This is a genomic window from Scrofimicrobium canadense, assembly GCF_009696615.1.
Taxonomy (GTDB): domain Bacteria; phylum Actinomycetota; class Actinomycetes; order Actinomycetales; family Actinomycetaceae; genus Scrofimicrobium; species Scrofimicrobium canadense.
The window spans coordinates 1-18282 of the sequence record NZ_VULO01000016.1 but is presented as its reverse complement, the minus strand read 5'-3'; the positions used below and the strand labels follow the sequence as shown (position 1 = coordinate 18282).

Sequence of the window (18282 nt, the reverse complement as noted above, 5' to 3'; positions counted from 1 at the left end):
GACTATTCCCCAGATGATGGCCAACGCGACCAAGACCTTTGCTCAACTGCCATCTCAGCTCACAGACCTTGCACAGTCATTCTCAAAAGCAGACTACGAGTTATCGCTGGTGGGAGGGCCTGTGCGCGACGCATTCTTGGGTCTTACACCGCATGATTTTGATCTGACTACGAATGCGCTTCCACATGATGTCATGGGATTAGTAAAGCCGTGGGCAGATGCTGTGTGGGACGTGGGACGGGACTTTGGAACTATTGCAGCGCGCCAAGGTGAACTCGTGGTGGAAATCACGACGTATCGGACGGAAGAATATGATCCGAGTTCGCGCAAGCCTACTGTCAATTTCGGGAAAACCTTGGAGGGTGATCTCTCGAGACGAGACTTCACCGTTAACGCTATGGCTATGCGCCTACCAACTATGGTGCTTGTCGATCCCTTTGATGGCTTGCAGGCACTTGCCGGTGGACACCTTGTTACGCCTGTTTCCCCTTTCCAGTCCTTTGATGATGACCCGTTGCGCATTATGCGGGCCGCTCGGTTCGCTGCACAACTGTCCATGGATGTGGACTACGAAGTGATGCAGGCGATGGAAGAGCTTGCACCTCGCCTGGAAATAGTCTCGGCAGAGCGGATACGGGCCGAGCTGGAACGCCTTATCATCAGCGCAGAGCCTCGCCGAGGAATCGAGTTGATGGTCTATACGGGTGTTGCCGAATATGTGTTGCCAGAACTGGCTGCTTTGCGAGAAACCGTTGACGAGCACGGCCGTCATAAAGATGTGTACCGACACACATTGACTGTACTTGACCAGGCTATGGATCTTGAGACCGATGCAGATGGACCTGTGCCAGCACCTGACTTTATTTTGCGATTTGCTGCGTTGATGCACGACGTTGGGAAACCCGCTACGCGTCGTTTTGAAGGCGGTGGGAAAGTATCATTCCATCATCACGAGGTGGTGGGAGCGAAGATGACACGTAAGCGGATGAATGCACTCAAATTCGACAAAAAAACTACAAAGGCCGTAACAGACCTCGTGGCTGGACATTTACGGTTCCACGGATATGGAGAGCAATCGTGGACAGACGCGGCTGTGCGCCGCTATGTCAGTGACGCGGGTGACCAACTGGAACGTCTGCATCGGTTGACAAGGGCTGATTGCACAACCCGGAACCGTCGCAAGGCACAGTTTCTTTCCGCTGCATATGACGATTTAGAGGCTCGTATTGCTGCATTGCGAGAAAAGGAAGCCCTGGAAGCGATACGTCCAGATCTCGATGGAGAGCAAATCATGAAACTTCTTGGTTTGAAACCTTCGCGCGAGGTGGGGCAGGCATACAAATACTTGTTGGGCCTGCGCATGGAGGAAGGCCCGTTGGGCGAGAAAGAGGCATCGCGGCGACTATTGGAGTGGTGGGAGCAGCGCTCAGCACAATGAGAGAAGTAGTCCTAGTTGGCTCGAGGCTCGCCCAGTGAGCGAGCCCGCATCCAGTTGGTGCCCGCTCGAAGTGTCATGAACCACCCGCTAAACGCGATCCACAGCCAGATCATCACGGTACTTTGTGCGGCCACGTCAAGAGTCCCTTGGTGAAGAATCCACCAGTAAAGAATCCCGAGAGCCGGAAGATAGCCAACTAGCGTAAGAACACCCATTTTTGCCAAGTAAGGGCCCTGCTGTGCGCCGATGAGTATTCCATCAAGCTGAAATACCAAAGCGCCTATGGGAAGGCAAAGACCTGCAGCAAGGAGCGCGCCGCTTGCTATCTGATGCATTGAGGGATCAGAACCAAAAAGCAATGGTGTCCAGGGGGAGGAGGCGACCAGAATTACGCCAAGGCCCACCCCTCCACAGACTCCCCACAGAGTCAGTCGACGCACCAAGCGCCGTAACTCCTCTAAGTTTCCCGCCCCAATTGCGACGCCCACTAAGCTCTGCGCAGCGATAGCAAGAGCGTCAAGAGCAAAAGAAGCTATAGTCCAAATCGACATGACTACTTGGTGAGCTGCCAGGGCAGTAGCCCCAGTAACTGCTGCCACTGAAAGAGTAGCTAAGAGTGCTATGCGAAGCGAGATGGTGCGCCACAAGAGTGGTATTCCCGTGCGGGCGCTGTCCCATATTCCGGTGCGTTGAGGACGCAGGCTAGCGCCAGTGCGTTTCGCCTCGGCCAGAACTTTAAGCACCAGTACACAGGCCATGAGAGTTTGAGTAATAGAAAGACTGATTCCGGCGCCGATAATACCGAGGTTGAGTCCGTAAATGAAAAGGAAATTTCCGCTGACGTTGATTACTGCTCCGCCAGCGAGAACATAGAGTGGTGTCTTCGTATCGAGCATACCGCGTAACGTTCCTGTGGCCGCCAGGATAGTGAGCATTCCAACCATGCCGGGTGCTCCGAAACGCAAGTATTCAACTGCGGGGGCTAGCGTCTGACTGTCGGCGCCTAAAAGTTCTACTAACCACGGGGCTGATACTTCGACGAGGATGAGAACTGCGATTCCTAATCCCAAGGCTAACCATATTGCGTGGACACCGGTTTCTAACGCGCGCGTGCGATTCCCACCGCCGATGTGTGCGGCGGTTGAGGCGGTTGTGGAATACGCCAAAAACACGAAGATACCCACAAGGGTGTTCATAACTGCTGCACCGACGGCGAGGCCAGCTAGTTGTGAAACGCCCAGGTGACCAACCATAACGGAGTCGATAAATGTGAGAGTTGGCTCGATAACTAGAGCACCCAAAGCTGGGATGGCCAGCGCAAATATTGACCGAGTAGAGTAAGTCTCAGTGTGAGGTTGAGACTTGTCTGCATCGTGAGCGGCACCCTGCGAGTTATCCACCAGTTTTATCCTCAATTGTTATCCACAAGCTGTGAACAGATATGTGGACATCTTCCAGCGCTTTTATCCAAGGGGTGACGGATTCTCACCCACCGCGCTACAGTCTATCCCCGCTTAATCCACAGGCAATTCACAACTAATACACAAGCTATAGCCCCTCTGTCCACATTGAAGAATTGGTTTTGAGCATTGCACCCGATACCCTCGAACAGGACATAGTGCAGGAGGTTTGGTGGAGGCAACAGAATACGCATTTGACCGTGTGCCACCACAGGACTTAGAAGCTGAGCGTTCGGTGCTTGGCTCGATGATGCTATCCAAAGACGCAATTCTCGAAGTGGCAGATATTGTCACGTCAGCGGACTACTATCAACCAGCCAATGAGCTTATTCACAACGTCATCATCGATCTTTCCGGGCGCGGAGAACCAGCTGACCCCGTCACCGTCTCAGGAGAGTTGCGTCGGCGCGGGGAACTGCAGCGCGTTGGGGGAGCTCCTTACCTCCATACACTGATCGCGACTGTCCCCACGGCAGCGAATGCTGCATATTATGCGCGCATTGTCAGGGAACGCGCTATCATGAGGCGACTTGTCACCGCGGGAACTCGCATTGCTCAGCTCGGATATTCTGAGGACGGCGGTGAAGTCGACATGATTGTGGATGAAGCCCAAGCAGAAGTTTTCGCGATTGCTGAAAGGCGCGACAAAGAAGACTATGTGAAGCTTGCCGATATGTCTGAAGAGCTCATTGATGAACTCATTGATATCGAGCGCCATAAAGATGAATTCCGCGGGGTTCCGACCGGATTCAAAGACCTTGATGATTTGACCCAAGGACTTCATGCTGGCCAAATGATCATCGTTGCTGGACGTCCCGCCATGGGTAAGTCAACGTTAGCCTTAGATTTTTGCCGCTCAGCTGCCATACACAATAATGTCACTGCTGGGATTTTCAGCCTAGAGATGTCTCGCGCTGAAATTGCCATGCGTCTGTTGTCAGCTGAAACCGGAGTTTTTCTCTCGAAGATGCGTTCAGGCAACATGGGCGCACAAGATTGGGAACGTGTGTCAAAGCGGGTGGGGGAAGTCTCTGAAGCACCGCTTTTTATTGACGACTCTCCCAATATGACGATGATGGAAATTCGCGCAAAATGTCGACGTCTCAAACAAAAATATAACTTGGGCTTGGTCGTCATTGACTACCTGCAGCTGATGAGTTCGGGGCGAAAAGTAGAGTCTCGACAGCAGGAAGTCAGTGAGTTTTCACGACAGTTGAAGTTGTTGGCAAAGGAACTTGAGATTCCAGTCATTGCTGTAGCGCAGCTAAACCGTGGTCCTGAGGGGCGTACGGATAAAAAGCCGATGATTGCGGACTTGCGTGAATCGGGTTCGCTAGAGCAGGATGCAGACGTCATCATGTTGTTGCACCGGCCCGAGTACTACAACGAGGATGAGCGGGTGGGAGAGGCAGACATTATTGTCGCCAAACACCGCAATGGTGAAACGCGGACGATTCCTGTTGCCTTCCAAGGGCAGATGGCGCGCTTTGTGAATATGGCTCGGACCACGCCACCAGATTCCTTCTAGCCACTCCTTCTGCGCATTACAGAGTCATATGACGACACGAACGACCTGAGGGGCTACACGTACTGTGAATGGTACTTTTGCGACCATGTCACCGTCAGCCATTGCAACAATTCCTGTTGGTGCCATAAAGTGCACTTCACGAGCGGAGATTACTTGCACCAAAGGACTATCAAGATTGCGCCCCCCGAGGACTTTTGCCAATAGAGGCAATGCTCGTGCTTTCGATGTGGGGGCAACCTGGAGTACTTCTAGGACCCCGTCATAGGGATCTGACGTGGGAAGGATATTGATTCCCCCACCGATCCACCCGCTATTGGAAATCGAACATACCCAGCCGGGAAGATCACAGACTACACCATCAACGTCAACCACAAACTCATTGGGGTGCGACTGGGTAAAGGCGGCTATTGCACCCCACGAATATGCCAAGGGGCCTGATCGAAACCTAGACTGATTGGCAAAGCGGTTAGCTGTCGCGTCGATTCCAAGGGATACAACTCCCAAAGCCAGCTGTCGCTTCGAGCCAATCCACATGCCGTCGATGGCACGAATTCGGTTTTCTAGGTCTGGTTGAGTAAGTGTTTTGGCATGTGTCAAGGAATCTGTTCCGATTCCCAGAGACCGACACAAATCGTTGCCTCGTCCACCCGGGAATGGGACCATTACGCGGTCAGGATCTTCTGCCAATCCTTGAGCAACAGCCGCGATATAGCCGTCGCCACCAACTGCACCAACCAATCTTGTATCAGCATTTTGTGCGGCAGCAGGGATACTATCTGAAGACCTGGTGACCTGTACAGTAACGTCCCATCCGGCACCACGTAATATTCGGACAACTTCTTTGCCAACTTCAAGTGCTTTTCCGCGCGCCGACATTGATGATACTAGGAGATGTAGGTGGTTATGCATTACTTTGAAGCGTAGTACATAGGGACCGGCAATATAGCTCTTTTTTGACTAGCAATACCTACTGTAGTCTCTATTGAGGCCATGTGACTGGTGGCAATGTAGACCAGGGGAAGCTGATCCACTTTTCTGTTTGCATCCACGAATAGTCTGGAATCACGACTGAACGCGGCTTGTGATAAAGAACAGCCGTCCGCACATCGAAGGTGGCAAGACCCTGATCGGTGGGTATTCCCTCATCCCGAAGAAGTCTTAATAACAGGCGAAGCGACCTACCCGAATCTGCCACATCATCGACAATGAGAGCTCGTTGCCCAAGTGAGGCATCGAGGCGAATACCAGGTTCAAGTAAGACCGGGGCCGGGAGGGTCTTACCAACACCAGTGTAGAACTCAACATTGAGCGCGCCAACGGGCTTGATGTCCAACGCGTAGGCCAAGGCTCCAGCCAGTGGCAAGCCCCCACGAGCAACCGCGATGATGAAATCTGGATGCCATCCAGAGTCGACAATCTCTAGCGCAACATCTCTTGATGCTTGGCCAAAATCTTCCCAGGTGAGTATTTCACGTTCAGTCACTCAACTACTCTACCTGCACCTCAGGTTCTTTCTGTAGCGGCGAGTTTTCTTCAGCCTATGTTTTCCCGTTACGTAGATCGGCTTTGGATTGGTTCACCAAGACACTTGACTGATTGTATTACGCCGCCCAATGATGCGGCAGCAACAGCAAGGATATCGATTGACAGTGAGAGCCAACCGAATCGTCACTTCAGGCAGAGGCGCAGCTGCCCCCAGCTAGGGGCGCTTTGGTGTGTCGTTTATCTAATTGCTGGGTGAGGGGACAATCCCGAACGAATCCGATCCGAGGCGGCCTTCGCGAAACTATGCGGAGCCTGCCCCATCCCCGCTTCCAGCGGCAAAACCAACCGGCACCGGCTAAACAGGGGTGGGGACCGGCGCGGTAACAAAGCCTTGCATCACATCGCTCTGGTCCGCATGTCTACCGATCAAAACACCAAAGACTACGTGGAGCGCCAAACCGGTCGCGGGAAAACCAAGAAAGAGACCCTTCGCCAACTCAAACGAGCTCTCTGCCGGGAAATCTACCGGGCCCTCACCAGACCCCAAACCACCCAAGAACCTGTCCGTGGTATTGACCTGCGCGCCAGACGAACAGCCCAAGGCATCAGCCAAACCCAAGCCGCCAAAGCACTAGACACCTGGCCCGCAAGAATCAGCGACATCGAAACCGACCGACGACCACTAAAAACCCTGCGAGCCAACTACCAACAAGGACTCCAAACCGCCTAAACCACCCACGACCCACATCACACCTAACCGCCTTGACACACAATAGGAGCATCACATATAGAAGCATCACACTTATAAAGACAGTCCCATAGGAACATCAGTCCCATATTAAGCGTGCTGTTCGACTGCGCGAAAGATAACGGTTCCATGAGCGGTAATGCTTATGAGGGTGCGGGGTCAAATACAAATGCGGTGAGGATGAGAAACTCTAAGGTCTCTCATCCTCACCGCAAGAGCATCTGAATGCTATTCAGCAACCACCTGAACGGTAGTTGTGGCGGTTACCTCTGGGTGCAAACGCAGCACTACGGGGTATTCACCAGTGGTTTTGATGACCTCAACCAAGTCGACCTTGCGGTGGTCGATCACACGACCGAAGGCAGCTGAGAGGGCCTCAGCAACCAGCTTCGGCGAAACAGCACCGAAGAGGCGTCCGTTACTTCCGGACTTGCGAGTCACAACCACGGAGTCACCACTTTGGATGGCATCGCGCAGGGCGATGGCTTCCTCAGCAGTGGCAATGTCGTGCTTGCGCCGTTGTTCGATGATCTGGTCAATGTGACGTTGTGCTCCACGGGTCCATACCTCGGCATAGCCGCGAGGAATCAGGTAGTTACGGGCGTACCCGTCTTTTACCTCTACGACATCCCCGGCTTTACCCAGGTTCTCGACGTCGCGGTTTAGTACTAGCTTACGCATGTCGTCTTTCCTTCCTGGGTTTAGCGGCCTGAGCTGGAGTAAGGCAGCAGGGCCATTTCGCGGGCGTTCTTCACGGCCTTGGCAATGCGGCGCTGGTCCTGAACGGAAACGCCAGTGACGCGGCGGGCGCGAATCTTGCCACGGTCAGAGATGAACTTGCGAAGAAGAGCGGTGTCTTTGTAGTCAACCGCGCCGACTTTGATGGTTTTTACTGGGCCGGGCTTTTTCTTAAGCGGCTTGCGAAGTTGTGGCTTCGCCATGATGGTCTCCTAAATGATGTGAAAGATTGATGTATTAGAACGGGGGTGCGTCGTCAAAGCTGGACCCAGCTGGGGCTGCGCCCCATGGATCGCCTTCTTGGCCTCCGGTGGGAGCACCATAGCCACCTTGCGAATAATCCGCCTGCGCGGGTCCGCCTTGTTGGGCTGGTGCTTGCTGGCGTGGGGCACCTTGCGGGCCTCCGCCACCGTAATTCCCTCCATCTTGACGAGGTGTCCGGGTCACCTGTGCTTTTGCGTAGCGCAGTGCTGGTCCCACCTCGTCCACCTGAAGTTCGACCACTGTGCGCTGTTCTCCACCCTCACGTGGAGTGTAAGAACGTTGCACCAGGCGGCCTTGCACGATGACGCGCATTCCCTTACCCAAGGACTCAGCAATATTCTCCGCGTATTCACGCCATGCACTGCAGCGCAAGAACAGGGTTTCCCCATCCTTCCACTGGCCTGATTGGCGGTCGAATGTGCGCGGCGTGGACGCGACCGTGAAATCAACAACTGCAGTTCCAGTATTGGTGAAACGCAGATTTGGGTCAGCGGTCAAATTGCCGACAACTGTAATGATCGTGTCATTCGCCATTGCTATTGCTCCTGGGCTGGCGGTGGTTACTTAGAGTCCGCGCGCAGCAGTTTCGTGCGCAGGACGGTCTCATTGAGGGTCAGCTGACGATCCACTTCCTGAGCTACCTCAGGGGTGGCGGTCATGTTGATGACAACATAGATACCCTCAGAATTCTTGAGGATTTCGTATGCTAGTCGGCGCTTACCCCATACATCGATCTTTTCAACGGAGCCACCAGCTTCAGTTACCTGGGCCAGCAATTTTTCCATTGAAGGGGCGACGGTGCGCTCATCGACACTTGGGTCGAGAATCACCATCAGTTCATATGCGCGCATATAAATACCCACCTCCTACGGTCTAAACGGTCACGGACGGTCCGTGACAGGAGGGCTATGCGGTGGAGCAACAAAGCATTTACCTTATTGTTCCAAGCAATCATGCTACCAGTTTGGATGAAGTGCTGTCCCCCTCGCCCGCAACACAGTGTCATAATTCTCAACACAGTGTGAAATAGCGGCAGGGCTTGAGAATTATGACACTGTATTGCACCAATGGGAGGTGCATGTGCCATCATTGCCAGCGTGATCAAGTATCTTGGCTCCAAGCGTCTCCTGGTACCAGTATTGGGTGACCTGATGGAGGCAAGTGGTGCCCGCACTACATTGGACCTCTTCACAGGAACAACCCGAGTTGCCCAAGAGTTTTGTCGCAGAGGCGCTTTCACAACCGCTAGTGACCTCGCTACATATTCTGAGGTTCTGGCACAATGCTACGTGGAGGCTGATGCCACTCAGGTTGATACGCGGGAGATACAAGAGGCGCTAGATCGCTTGAGCGCACTTCCACCTCGTCGAGGTTATGTTACGGAGACGTTTTGTGAGGCGTCCCGGTATTTTCATCCCGATAACGGGCAGCGCATTGACGCCATTCGTGAAGGGATTGACCAACTATATTCCGATTCGCCGCTACGCCCGATTCTGTTGACGTCTCTTTTGGAAGCCGCCGATGCCGTGGATTCAACCGTTGGGATACAGATGGCATATTTGAAACAGTGGGCGCCTAGGGCGCTCAAACCTCTTGAACTGCGCGTTCCCCAATTGACGCCGGGTCCAGGTCGGGCCGTTCGCGGTGACGCAGTTGAGTTGGTTCACGAGCTTCCCCATGTGGACCTTGCATATTTGGATCCCCCATACAACCAGCACAGATATTTTGGGAACTATCACGTATGGGAGACGCTGGTCCGTTGGGACTCGCCTGAACATTATGGCGTCGCGTGTAAACGCGCAGATACTCGCGATGAGGAGAATAAGAGCGTTTTCAATCGGAAACGTGAGATGCCTGCAGCTTTAGCTCATGTGATTAGCAATGTGCAGGCAGACATAGTGATGTTGAGTTTTTCTGACGAAGGTTTTCTTCCTCTGGAAGAGCTTGTTGAACTGTGTGAAGCCCGAGGAGGCGACACCAGGGTTTTGTCCTTTGATTACCGGCGGTACGTGGGGGCAAAAATCGGCATCCATAATCTGGAAGGAAAAAAGGTGGGGAAGGTTTCCCACACGAAAAACACGGAATACGTGATCCTGACAGGAGACTCGGAGCGGTTGGATGCGATGGTGAGCCTCTAGCATCCCTCCCACCTCATCAGGTGCGTGTTATGTGTCTGTAATGGAAGCTACGAGGTCGCAAAAATCCAGCACCTGAGGTGCTTCTAGAGCTCTTCCACACTGATCGAATGCTTCAGCGTGTATGACATGCCACCCGCCAGTGGAACCGATGTCTGTAGGCCTTCAGCGCTGAGAGGATTTGATGTTGCAGAGATGGCTTGTCCTAGATCAAAAGCAGAAGTGATCGGTTCGATTCCCAGACACAGGTTTCTTCCGTTCCACGGCTCGTATCCGCGACCGTAGTTAGAGATCCACAACATGCAGTGTTTCAGGTAGGTGTTGTCCCACTCGATGGTGACCCTGTACCCCTCATCCAGATTGTCTAAAGATACGACCGGCTTAGTGACATCAAAAAGTCCAACCAACTCTTCTGTGTGTTGACGAAGGGGCAGTCGCGTGAGGTCCAGGCTTCCCCCATCCAACATTGGAGCTTGATCCAATGCGATGAGACGTGTGTCGGGGACTAGTACCGAGGTTTCTTCTGGTTGTACCGGATACGTTCGCGCTGACCGCATCGGCGGAAGATTTAGTCGAGCTGCCCCTGGCTTCTCTGGTAAACGCACTATAGGGTGCAATCCGAGCGGGAGGTTGGCTTCGCGACGCATATGAATGCGGTCTTTAATGTCGATGCGCCCACCTGTTGGCGCAACCGTGCGAGTAATACTTTCTACCGTGTCCTCTTCCGGATACTGTAGGTGAAACGTCCCCTCTTCAATCTCATCCCATAATCCGACGGATGAATAGCCGTGAGCGTAAGCCGTAGTGCCGGGGTCAAGAAGGTTCCATGGTGGTGGGAAGCTCACTGTTGAGGAAGGTGCAATGCCAAATGGCACGCAAGGAAAGTCTCCGCGTAAATGAGCTAGTAGAGGGTCATGCGCATAGTCAGACCACGGTGCCTGATATAGGGGCCGAACAGTGTGTCCATTGACAGTAAATTCAGCTGTCACCATTGCGCCGTGTGCCTGAACGAATGCGGTGGTCCCACCTGCTTGTATGCTGTACTCCATTGTTGCTCCGCTCAAGGTGTGTCAGCTGATATCAACCGGAGTTTACTCCGAATTATCATCGCTCTCTAGTAGGCGCTAGCAGTGACGGTACTTCACGAATATCTGACGTATGAGGGCAATATGTCGAAGGTATGTACTTAGTCACATGCGACGCCAGTTTTATGCCAGATAGGCAAGCTACCGCAACTGGTGTCGGACTCGTGCATATAAAAATTCATGCTGCAGTTCAATCTGATGCAGGCTACTACTGGTATCCAGAAATAAATGAGGGTAGCCTTACCTTATTGGCCGCCAGTAGCGGGAGGCCATAACCGTGCCATGTGAAATGTGGGGGACGGCAATTCAGACCACACCCTTTTCATGAGGCGCAATCTACACAGAAGGGAACTCAATGAGTACGACGCTAAGGTCGCACGGAAGAATTGGCACACTAGTTGGCCTGGCAGCGAGTGCCGCGTTAATGTTGACCGCTTGCGGAAGCGGAAACGACGCGCAGTCCAATGCTGAACAGTCCAGTCAAAGTGATGCAAACCAACAATCGAGTGCTGCTGAAGCCACCGGAACTGACGGCGAATGGCCTCGCACGTTTGATAATGCTGATGGAAGTACCACCGAGATTCCCGCGCAGCCAGAACGCATCGCCTCAACGTCGGTTACCGTGACTGGAACGCTGTTGGCAATTGACGCTCCGGTCCTTGCCAGTGCTTCGGCAGCTAATGGAGAATTCTTTGCCCAGTGGGCAGACGTTGCCCAAGAGCGCGATGTTGCCAACCTATGGTCAGCAGGAAGCGTGGATTTAGAAGCGCTGATTGGTCAGAAGCCAGATCTTATTGTGGTATCTGCCGCGGGTGCTGATTCTTTGGCTGATCAGGTAAAAGAACTCCAAGATATCGCTCCCACCATTGTTGTTGATTACGGTGGCCAGACGTGGCAATCGCTTGCTGCACAGTTGGGTGAGGCTACTGGTCTGGAAGACCAAGCAGCGGAAACTGTTGAAGAGTTTGACCAGCTTGTTGCTGATGCCAAGGAAAAGATTACTGTTCCTGAGGGCAAGGCGAATATCGTTTCCTTCAATGGCGCGGGCGAAAACAACCCCATTGCACTCCCAGGTTCCGCTCAGGCAGGAATCCTTCAAGAACTGGGGTTCACTATCGAAGAACCAAACCGCGAATGGCATACACAGCCTCAAGCACGTGAAGATTTCGTGTGGGCAACATATGAAAATCTCAGCGAACTTACCGCCGAGACCACCTTTATTCTCTCTGCAGACAATGAAAAGGCTCAGGCATTTGCTCAGGACCCATTACTTGCCAACCTTCCCTCAGTTAAGGCTGGGCAAGTCTATGGACTGGGAGCGAACTCATTCCGCATTGACCAGTTCAGTGCAACGGAAATTGTCGAATCTGTCCTTGAAAACTTCGGCAAATAAAGCCATTGTTGCCACGACAGATTAATCGATAAGGCGAGGCTATAGTGCGGTTGGCATGTATCGAAAAGCATGCTGACCGCACTACACGCCAGCTACTCAGATACAACGACAACGTAGAACTTTGGCCATATGGTAGTTAGCGAATCGATGCCCACTTCTTCACAGGTTGCTCCCCCACGAGAACGCACTGCGATAGTCCCTCCTCTACGGTATTCAAAGCAGCCACTCACACGGCCGGCTGAGGAAGTGGGAGCTGTAGCCGAAAGAGCGCGCCAGCAGCGCACCGGGCGCAAGATATTAGGGCTGGCTTTAATGTCAGGAGCTTTAATGCTCTTATGCATTGCCGGCATTGTAGTTGGGTCCCGATCAATATCGTGGGAGACAATCTGGGAGGCGTTCACTGCTTTTGACCCAGCAAATAGTGAGCACTTGTTGGTACTGCAACTCAGACTCCCGCGGGTCCTCTTAGGCGTTGTTGTGGGCCTATGTTTAGGCGTGGCGGGCGCAGTAATGCAGGCTCTAAGCCGCAATCCTCTGGCAGAACCTGGATTGCTTGGAGTTAATGCTGGTGCCGCTGCCGCTATCGCCGCCGGTATAGCATTTCTGGGGATAAGTAACGTCCTGGGATACATGTGGTTGGGAATGGTGGGTGCTGCTATCGCCGGGGTTTTTGTGTACATTCTTGGTGGCGTAAGAAAAGGAACCAACCCGGTCAAATTAGTGCTCTCGGGAGCGGCGCTATCTGTAGTGTTGCTTGCACTCACCCAGCTCATCCTCCTCAATAGCGTGGAGCAGGTGTATGACAGATACCGCAATTGGATCGCTGGCTCTCTTGCTGGTCGCGGCTTCGAAGTATTAGCTGCCACAGGGGCTCTAGGTTTAGTCGGGTTGCTTTTAGCTTTTTCAGTTGCCCGCTCACTAGACTCAACGGCTTTGGGGGAAGATACCGCCCGAGCATTGGGTGCAAACCCCACCAAAACCTGGGCGATCGCAGGAGTGTCGATCATTGTGTTGGCAGGTGCCGCCACTGCAGCCGCTGGTCCGATCACCTTTCTAGGTCTGGCAGCCCCACACATTGCTCGCCTTCTTGCTGGCGTTGATCACCGATGGGTTTTGCCCTATTCTGCAATGATCTCAGCAGTTCTCATGGTGTTGGCAGACGTCCTTGGCCGCCTGATAGCGCCACCAGCCGAGGTAAGTGTGGGAATCATGGTTGCTCTTATCGGTGGCCCTTTCTTTGTCTTTCTCGTAAGAAGAAAACGGTTAATTCAACTATGACCCACCAAATACGTGTGGATGATGGTGCCCCTGCAGGAATCAATGCCGAGGTATGGAATGCTGCAGCACCGCCGGGCCGAGTGGTCAAAGTGAGAAACGTGAGTATCATCGTGCGGCCTCGCACCGCATGGACAACCGTGATACTCCTTGCGTGTGCTGTTCTCCTAGGCATCGTTGCCATGATGGTGGGGAGTCTATGGATTCCGGCCGGTGAAGTGTTTGCAGCCCTTATCGACCCACTGCGCGGACATTTTTCTGAAGAGACGAACGCAACGGTGGTGCAAACACTACGACTACCGCGGGTTGTGACAGGACTCTTTGCAGGGGCTGCTTTGGGAATTTCTGGGGCAATCTTTCAATCGGTGTCGCGCAATGCTTTGGGGTCTCCTGACGTGATTGGTTTTACTACCGGCGCTGCCACGGGGGCTATCACCCAAATCATTATTTTCCAAGGTGACGCACTTGCTGTGGCAGCAAGTGCCGTTATCGGAGGATTTCTGACAGCTTTAGTCGTGTATCTATTGTCGGTTAAAGGTGGTGTAACCGGTGGATTCAGACTGATATTGGTGGGTATCGGCGTGGGGGCGGTACTCTCCGCAGCCAATAATCTCTTGTTGGTGATGGGGGACCTGGATAACGCGATCACCGCGAATATTTGGATGTCCGGATCCCTAGAGGCCCGCAAGTGGTCTCAGGCGTTGACCATCATGATAGGAACCGTTGTGATCGCTCCGCTGGTGATCGCACTGGGACGGCGGGCAACCTTGATGGAAATGGGCGATGACATGTCCAGTCAGTTGGGCATTTCGGTTGAGCGCACCAGGCTGGCTCTCATCGCCTTGGCAGTGATCTTAGCGGGGTTGGCAACTGGAGCCGCGGGTCCGATCGCCTTTGTTGCCCTGGCTGCTCCGCAGTTGGCTAGCCGTATCACTCACTCAAGCGCTGTGCCTGTGGTGAGCTCAGCGGCTATGGGAGCGCTGTTGCTCGTCATGGCTGATGTTGTCACGCAACTGTTGCCGATGAACGCGACAGTTCCAATAGGTCGTATCACCGGTGTGATCGGTGGTATTTATTTGATCTGGCTTCTGACCAGGTCTAGGCAGGTGTAAAACGTGAATAACCGCGAAGCTCACGCGTCAACAGCATCCCGCGAAAGCAGCATGAGTCAGGAACGGCCATCTGCTCTCACCGGCGTGGATCTCACTTTGGCATATGATGCCCGCGTCATCTCTTCATCACTCAACGTCGAGATTCCTTCAGGGAAAGTCAGTGTCATTATCGGGCCGAACGCTTGTGGTAAATCTACACTGTTGCGGGCTCTTTCACGCCTATTGCAACCTTCGCAGGGCACTGTCTACCTCAGCGGAACGGATATTCGTAGCATGGCCCCCAAGGAGTTGGCGCGGAAACTTGGCCTGTTGCCGCAATCGTCAGTTGCTCCTTTTGGAATCACTGTTGCTGAGCTGGTTGGGCGTGGCCGCTTTCCCCATCAAAAAATGCTGCAGCAGTGGTCGGAGGATGACCAGGTCGCTGTTGCCCGCGCGCTCCAAGCTACGGGCATTGCTGGCCTTTCTACAAGGCCTGTTGAGGAGCTTTCCGGGGGTCAACGCCAACGAGTGTGGATTGCACTGCTATTGGCCCAAGATTCTCCGCTGATGCTTTTGGATGAGCCCACAACATTTCTTGACATTTCTCATCAGCTTGAGGTGCTGGAACTGGTGCGACGTCTCAATCGGGAAGAGGGGAGGACTATGGCGTTGGTCCTTCATGATCTGAACCAAGCGTGTCGCTTTGCCGATCACCTTATTGTCATGAAAGACGGCGATATCGTCGAACAGGGCGTCCCCTCGGACATTATGACCGAATCGCTACTTCATCGAGTATTCGATCTAGACGCGCGGATAATCCCTGATCCAGTATTCGGCACCCCCTTGGTCATTCCCATTGGTGCGTTGAGAAGTGATGCGTAAATGACTGGCCTCACTATTGGACTCTCACTTTCACCCACGTGGTTGCGCGGTGGTGCGTGGCGCGACCCCTCTTCCGGTATCGAAGACCTTCTATCGGGCGAACTCTTCATCCGCGCTGCTCAACTTGCTGAACAAGCGCATATGGATTTTGTTTTCAAACCCGATGCGCTACTTCTCAAGAAAGAACCGCTGGTAACATGGCCCGGCTTTACAGGACTTGACCCGGTAGTGATGATGAGTGTCATCGCCAGAGAAACTCACTCGATCGGCTTAGTTCCCACCTTCTCTTCTTCCTTTACACAACCTTATTTCGTTGCTCGAGAGACCCAATCCCTCAATCACATCAGTCGTGGTCGCGCAGGATGGAATGTAGTCACCTCGCTGGGCGGGAAAGATAATTTTGTGGGAGTCGAGCAGCGGACTTCCGTTGAGCTCTACCAAGATGCTCAAGATTACGTTGAAACTGTACGACGGCTCTGGGGCAGCTATCCGGCTTCCGCCATAGTTCTTGACCGGCATCAAGGGATATTCGCGAAACCGGAGCTTGTGAGACCGATTAGTTCGCCCGGAGTTTTTGACGTGGCTGGGCCCTTGACTGTTCCCGCCTACGACGACCATCCACTCCCACTCTTACATGCGGGAGGATCTGCGCAGTCAAAGCATTGTGCGGCGCGATATGCCGATGCTGTATTCGCAATGAATGCTACAACAGAGTCGGGAGTGGCACTCAAAGAGGAACTCGCAGAATTGGCTGAGCGCGAGGGCCGTGAACCAACGGCCGTGAGGGTGTTGCCCGGACTAAGTTTGTGCTTGGCTTCTAACCGTGAGAAGGCCGAGGATTTGGCCGCGCAATCCTTTGACTCTTATGCCCCAGGCCATGTGAAGCATTGGAGTGTGGTGGGAACCCCCAGTGACGCCGTCGAAGCGATTGTGCGCCGCTATGAGGCAGGTGGCGCTGACGGCTTCATAGCACTGCCAGCCGGCTCGTGGAACTCCTTGCAACTCTTGGTGGACGAGGTGATCCCCCGCTTAGCTGAACTGGGACTTTTCCGTTCCGAGTATCATTCTCACACGTTGCGCGGTCACCTCGGAATGGGCGAGTAACCACGTGTCATCATCATTTACTATTCCGCGTCGACCACCCATGCCAGAGTCTTTTCCGGCTGCGCCGCGAGCATACAGCCCCACGATCGACGCATTAGAAAAGAGAGCAAAACACGACCCGCGGGCAATCGATCGATTCTGGAAGACAATAGAGAGCACTCCCCTGGTTGAAGATATGGACGAGTCGCCAGACCAAGCACTCGTCACATTCCTCTATGAAGACCCGAGTGCCGAATGCGTTCTTGTCAACGTCAATAAGGTAACCAATAGTCCGTCAGAGGGGAAAATGTGCCGAGTTGCGGAAAGCGGCTTATGGGCAGCAACATTCATACTGGACCGCGCATGGCGTGGGTCGTATGCCTTTGTTTCTCTAGGGGCTAAGCAATACGAAGCAATGTCCCGGGGGGATCGTTTCACTGCTCTACGAGCATTGCGTCAAGAGGCGCGCTTCGACCCCAAGAATCCCGACAGCGAGATGACTTTTGGAGGGCGCGCAACCTCCGTTGCACATCTTGACCGGGCACCGGTGCAAAAATGGATCGAAAGCCCCAGTCCCGATAATGTGCGTGGCAGTATGTCCCCAGCAATAGAGATCTCAGGACGTACCGTGTGGATCTACGCGCCTCCGGGGGTTGGTGAGACGGATCCGGCGTCGTGCGTTGTTATGCTTGACGGTGACGTGTGGCGAACTTCCGATAGCTTCACTCACACTGCAGACAATCTTGCGCTCAGTGGATTCATCAGACCACCGTATTTCTTGCTTGTCGACTCGCAAGGAACCGAGCAGAGACTGCGTGACCTGGCGATCGACGGGAACATCAGTTCCTACGTCGTATCTGAGCTTTTACCATGGGCGAGGGAACATCTTCCGATTGCGGCGTCCGCCCACAATACCGTTGTTGTTGGTCAGAGCCTCGGTGGGCTCAGTGCACTCAAGATCACATTAGACCATCCTGATTGTGTCGGTAACGCTGTTGCGCAGTCATCATCGCTATGGCAGTGTGACATGCTTGATCGGGCTTCTCAGGCGCGCACAGATGCGAATATTTGGCTTGAGGTAGGAGCGTACGAACCAGTTTTGTTGCCGTACCATCCTCCGTTGGTTTCTGCGTTGCGCAGTTCTGGGGCCACCGTTCACTATCGCGAATATGTGGGGGGACACGATATGGCCTGCTGGCGTGGTGGTATCGGAGATGCACTTGCGGTGCTGCTGGGAGGAAGGCACCTGAGGAGCTCACATGCCGGTGAATAATAAATGTGGCTCTTGGGTTCTCCTCTTCCCACGTACGGGGACATGATACTGTTCCTGGGGCTGTGTGCCGCCCCGGCAGCTACCAGAACGCCCAGGCTGTTGTACGGGAAGCCCCAGGGGCGAATAGGATGCCAGGTTTTTGTGAGAGTTGGCCACACAACCGGTGCGAGAAAGCGTTCAAGTCTGTGGGTGCTTTTGTGAGTGTCTGCTTTTTACCGTTTTCTTTCGCACAAATCGGTAAAAACCAAGCACTCACCAGTGAAGAACGCTCTATACCGGCTCTTCGGACTTTGGTGGGGTGTGAAGGTGTTTCATACTTTTAGGTGTGATCCAAAAAGATAATAGAAACACCTTCACTGTCTCTGATCCTACGTTGATTCTTCAGGCTTTGGTGAGTTTGAAAG

The 18282-nt window shown here is 53.5% G+C and carries 18 protein-coding genes and 1 pseudogene; 11 read left to right on the top strand and 8 right to left on the bottom strand.

Features of this window, described 5'->3' with window-relative positions; translation table 11 throughout:
* Positions 1 to 16: 16 nt before the first annotated feature.
* Positions 17 to 1438: a CCA tRNA nucleotidyltransferase gene (locus tag FYJ24_RS11540; RefSeq protein ID WP_154546619.1), complete on the top strand. Its 1422-nt coding sequence runs from the start codon at positions 17 to 19 to the stop codon at positions 1436 to 1438.
* Between the two features lie 11 nt (positions 1439 to 1449).
* Here the strand turns inward: FYJ24_RS11540 and FYJ24_RS11535 are convergent, their stop codons facing one another.
* Complete coding sequence (locus FYJ24_RS11535; RefSeq protein WP_206192693.1) at positions 1450 to 2838, bottom strand: MATE family efflux transporter; 1389 nt, start codon at positions 2836 to 2838, stop codon at positions 1450 to 1452.
* A 232-nt stretch (positions 2839 to 3070) separates the two neighbouring features.
* On the opposite strand from FYJ24_RS11535, the gene dnaB reads away from it, so the two are divergent.
* Positions 3071 to 4426, top strand: coding sequence for a replicative DNA helicase (gene dnaB, locus FYJ24_RS11530; RefSeq protein ID WP_318656687.1), 1356 nt, complete (start codon positions 3071 to 3073; stop codon positions 4424 to 4426).
* A 24-nt stretch (positions 4427 to 4450) separates the two neighbouring features.
* On the opposite strand, the gene FYJ24_RS11525 is transcribed toward dnaB, so the two are convergent.
* Positions 4451 to 5335: a diacylglycerol/lipid kinase family protein gene (locus FYJ24_RS11525; RefSeq protein WP_154546542.1), complete on the bottom strand. Its 885-nt coding sequence runs from the start codon at positions 5333 to 5335 to the stop codon at positions 4451 to 4453.
* A 70-nt stretch (positions 5336 to 5405) separates the two neighbouring features.
* A complete protein-coding gene (locus FYJ24_RS11520; RefSeq protein WP_318656686.1) occupies positions 5406 to 5909 on the bottom strand; it encodes a phosphoribosyltransferase in 504 nt (167 codons plus the stop codon).
* A 273-nt stretch (positions 5910 to 6182) separates the two neighbouring features.
* On the opposite strand from FYJ24_RS11520, the pseudogene FYJ24_RS13080 reads away from it, so the two are divergent.
* Positions 6183 to 6446 (top strand): annotated as a pseudogene (locus FYJ24_RS13080) (transposase); the annotation flags it as partial.
* Positions 6432 to 6641, top strand: coding sequence for a helix-turn-helix domain-containing protein (locus FYJ24_RS13075; protein WP_318656694.1), 210 nt, complete (start codon positions 6432 to 6434; stop codon positions 6639 to 6641). The pseudogene FYJ24_RS13080 and the gene FYJ24_RS13075, both read left to right, overlap by 15 nt.
* 246 nt (positions 6642 to 6887) lie before the next feature.
* Here FYJ24_RS13075 and rplI read toward each other — a convergent pair whose 3' ends face one another.
* The 4 genes from rplI to rpsF are packed head-to-tail and all read right to left on the bottom strand — an operon-like array spanning position 6888 to position 8512.
* Positions 6888 to 7340 (bottom strand): 50S ribosomal protein L9, encoded by a 453-nt coding sequence (gene rplI / locus FYJ24_RS11510; protein WP_154546538.1) that lies wholly within the window; start codon positions 7338 to 7340, stop codon positions 6888 to 6890.
* Positions 7341 to 7360: 20 nt separating this feature from the next.
* The gene (gene rpsR / locus FYJ24_RS11505; RefSeq protein ID WP_154546536.1) at positions 7361 to 7600 is read right to left on the bottom strand and encodes a 30S ribosomal protein S18; all 240 of its coding nucleotides are present in this window, start codon (positions 7598 to 7600) and stop codon (positions 7361 to 7363) included.
* Positions 7601 to 7634: 34 nt separating this feature from the next.
* Positions 7635 to 8195: a single-stranded DNA-binding protein gene (locus FYJ24_RS11500; RefSeq protein WP_154546534.1), complete on the bottom strand. Its 561-nt coding sequence runs from the start codon at positions 8193 to 8195 to the stop codon at positions 7635 to 7637.
* Positions 8196 to 8221: 26 nt separating this feature from the next.
* On the bottom strand, positions 8222 to 8512 hold the full coding sequence (gene rpsF, locus FYJ24_RS11495; protein ID WP_154546532.1) for a 30S ribosomal protein S6: 291 nt from the start codon (positions 8510 to 8512) through the stop codon (positions 8222 to 8224).
* 246 nt (positions 8513 to 8758) lie between these two features.
* On the opposite strand from rpsF, the gene FYJ24_RS11490 reads away from it, so the two are divergent.
* A complete protein-coding gene (locus FYJ24_RS11490; RefSeq protein WP_318656685.1) occupies positions 8759 to 9799 on the top strand; it encodes a DNA adenine methylase in 1041 nt (346 codons plus the stop codon).
* Positions 9800 to 9882: 83 nt separating this feature from the next.
* Here the strand turns inward: FYJ24_RS11490 and FYJ24_RS11485 are convergent, their stop codons facing one another.
* Complete coding sequence (locus FYJ24_RS11485) at positions 9883 to 10845, bottom strand: hypothetical protein (RefSeq protein ID WP_154546528.1); 963 nt, start codon at positions 10843 to 10845, stop codon at positions 9883 to 9885.
* 391 nt (positions 10846 to 11236) lie between these two features.
* Between FYJ24_RS11485 and fepB the strand changes: the two genes are divergently transcribed.
* From fepB to FYJ24_RS11455, 6 genes are all read left to right on the top strand, one after another.
* Entirely contained in the window at positions 11237 to 12274 is a 1038-nt protein-coding gene (gene fepB / locus FYJ24_RS11480; RefSeq protein ID WP_206192692.1) for a Fe2+-enterobactin ABC transporter substrate-binding protein, read from the top strand.
* 129 nt (positions 12275 to 12403) lie between these two features.
* The gene (locus FYJ24_RS11475) at positions 12404 to 13552 is read left to right on the top strand and encodes a FecCD family ABC transporter permease (RefSeq protein ID WP_206192691.1); all 1149 of its coding nucleotides are present in this window, start codon (positions 12404 to 12406) and stop codon (positions 13550 to 13552) included.
* The gene (locus tag FYJ24_RS11470; RefSeq protein ID WP_154546526.1) at positions 13549 to 14661 is read left to right on the top strand and encodes a FecCD family ABC transporter permease; all 1113 of its coding nucleotides are present in this window, start codon (positions 13549 to 13551) and stop codon (positions 14659 to 14661) included. The genes FYJ24_RS11475 and FYJ24_RS11470 overlap by 4 nt, the downstream gene beginning before the upstream one ends.
* A 3-nt stretch (positions 14662 to 14664) precedes the next feature.
* The gene (locus tag FYJ24_RS11465; protein WP_318656684.1) at positions 14665 to 15522 is read left to right on the top strand and encodes an ABC transporter ATP-binding protein; all 858 of its coding nucleotides are present in this window, start codon (positions 14665 to 14667) and stop codon (positions 15520 to 15522) included.
* Positions 15523 to 16626: an LLM class flavin-dependent oxidoreductase gene (locus tag FYJ24_RS11460; protein WP_154546524.1), complete on the top strand. Its 1104-nt coding sequence runs from the start codon at positions 15523 to 15525 to the stop codon at positions 16624 to 16626.
* A gap of 4 nt (positions 16627 to 16630) precedes the next feature.
* Positions 16631 to 17878 (top strand): enterochelin esterase domain-containing protein, encoded by a 1248-nt coding sequence (locus FYJ24_RS11455; RefSeq protein ID WP_154546522.1) that lies wholly within the window; start codon positions 16631 to 16633, stop codon positions 17876 to 17878.
* Positions 17879 to 18282 lie beyond the last annotated feature (404 nt).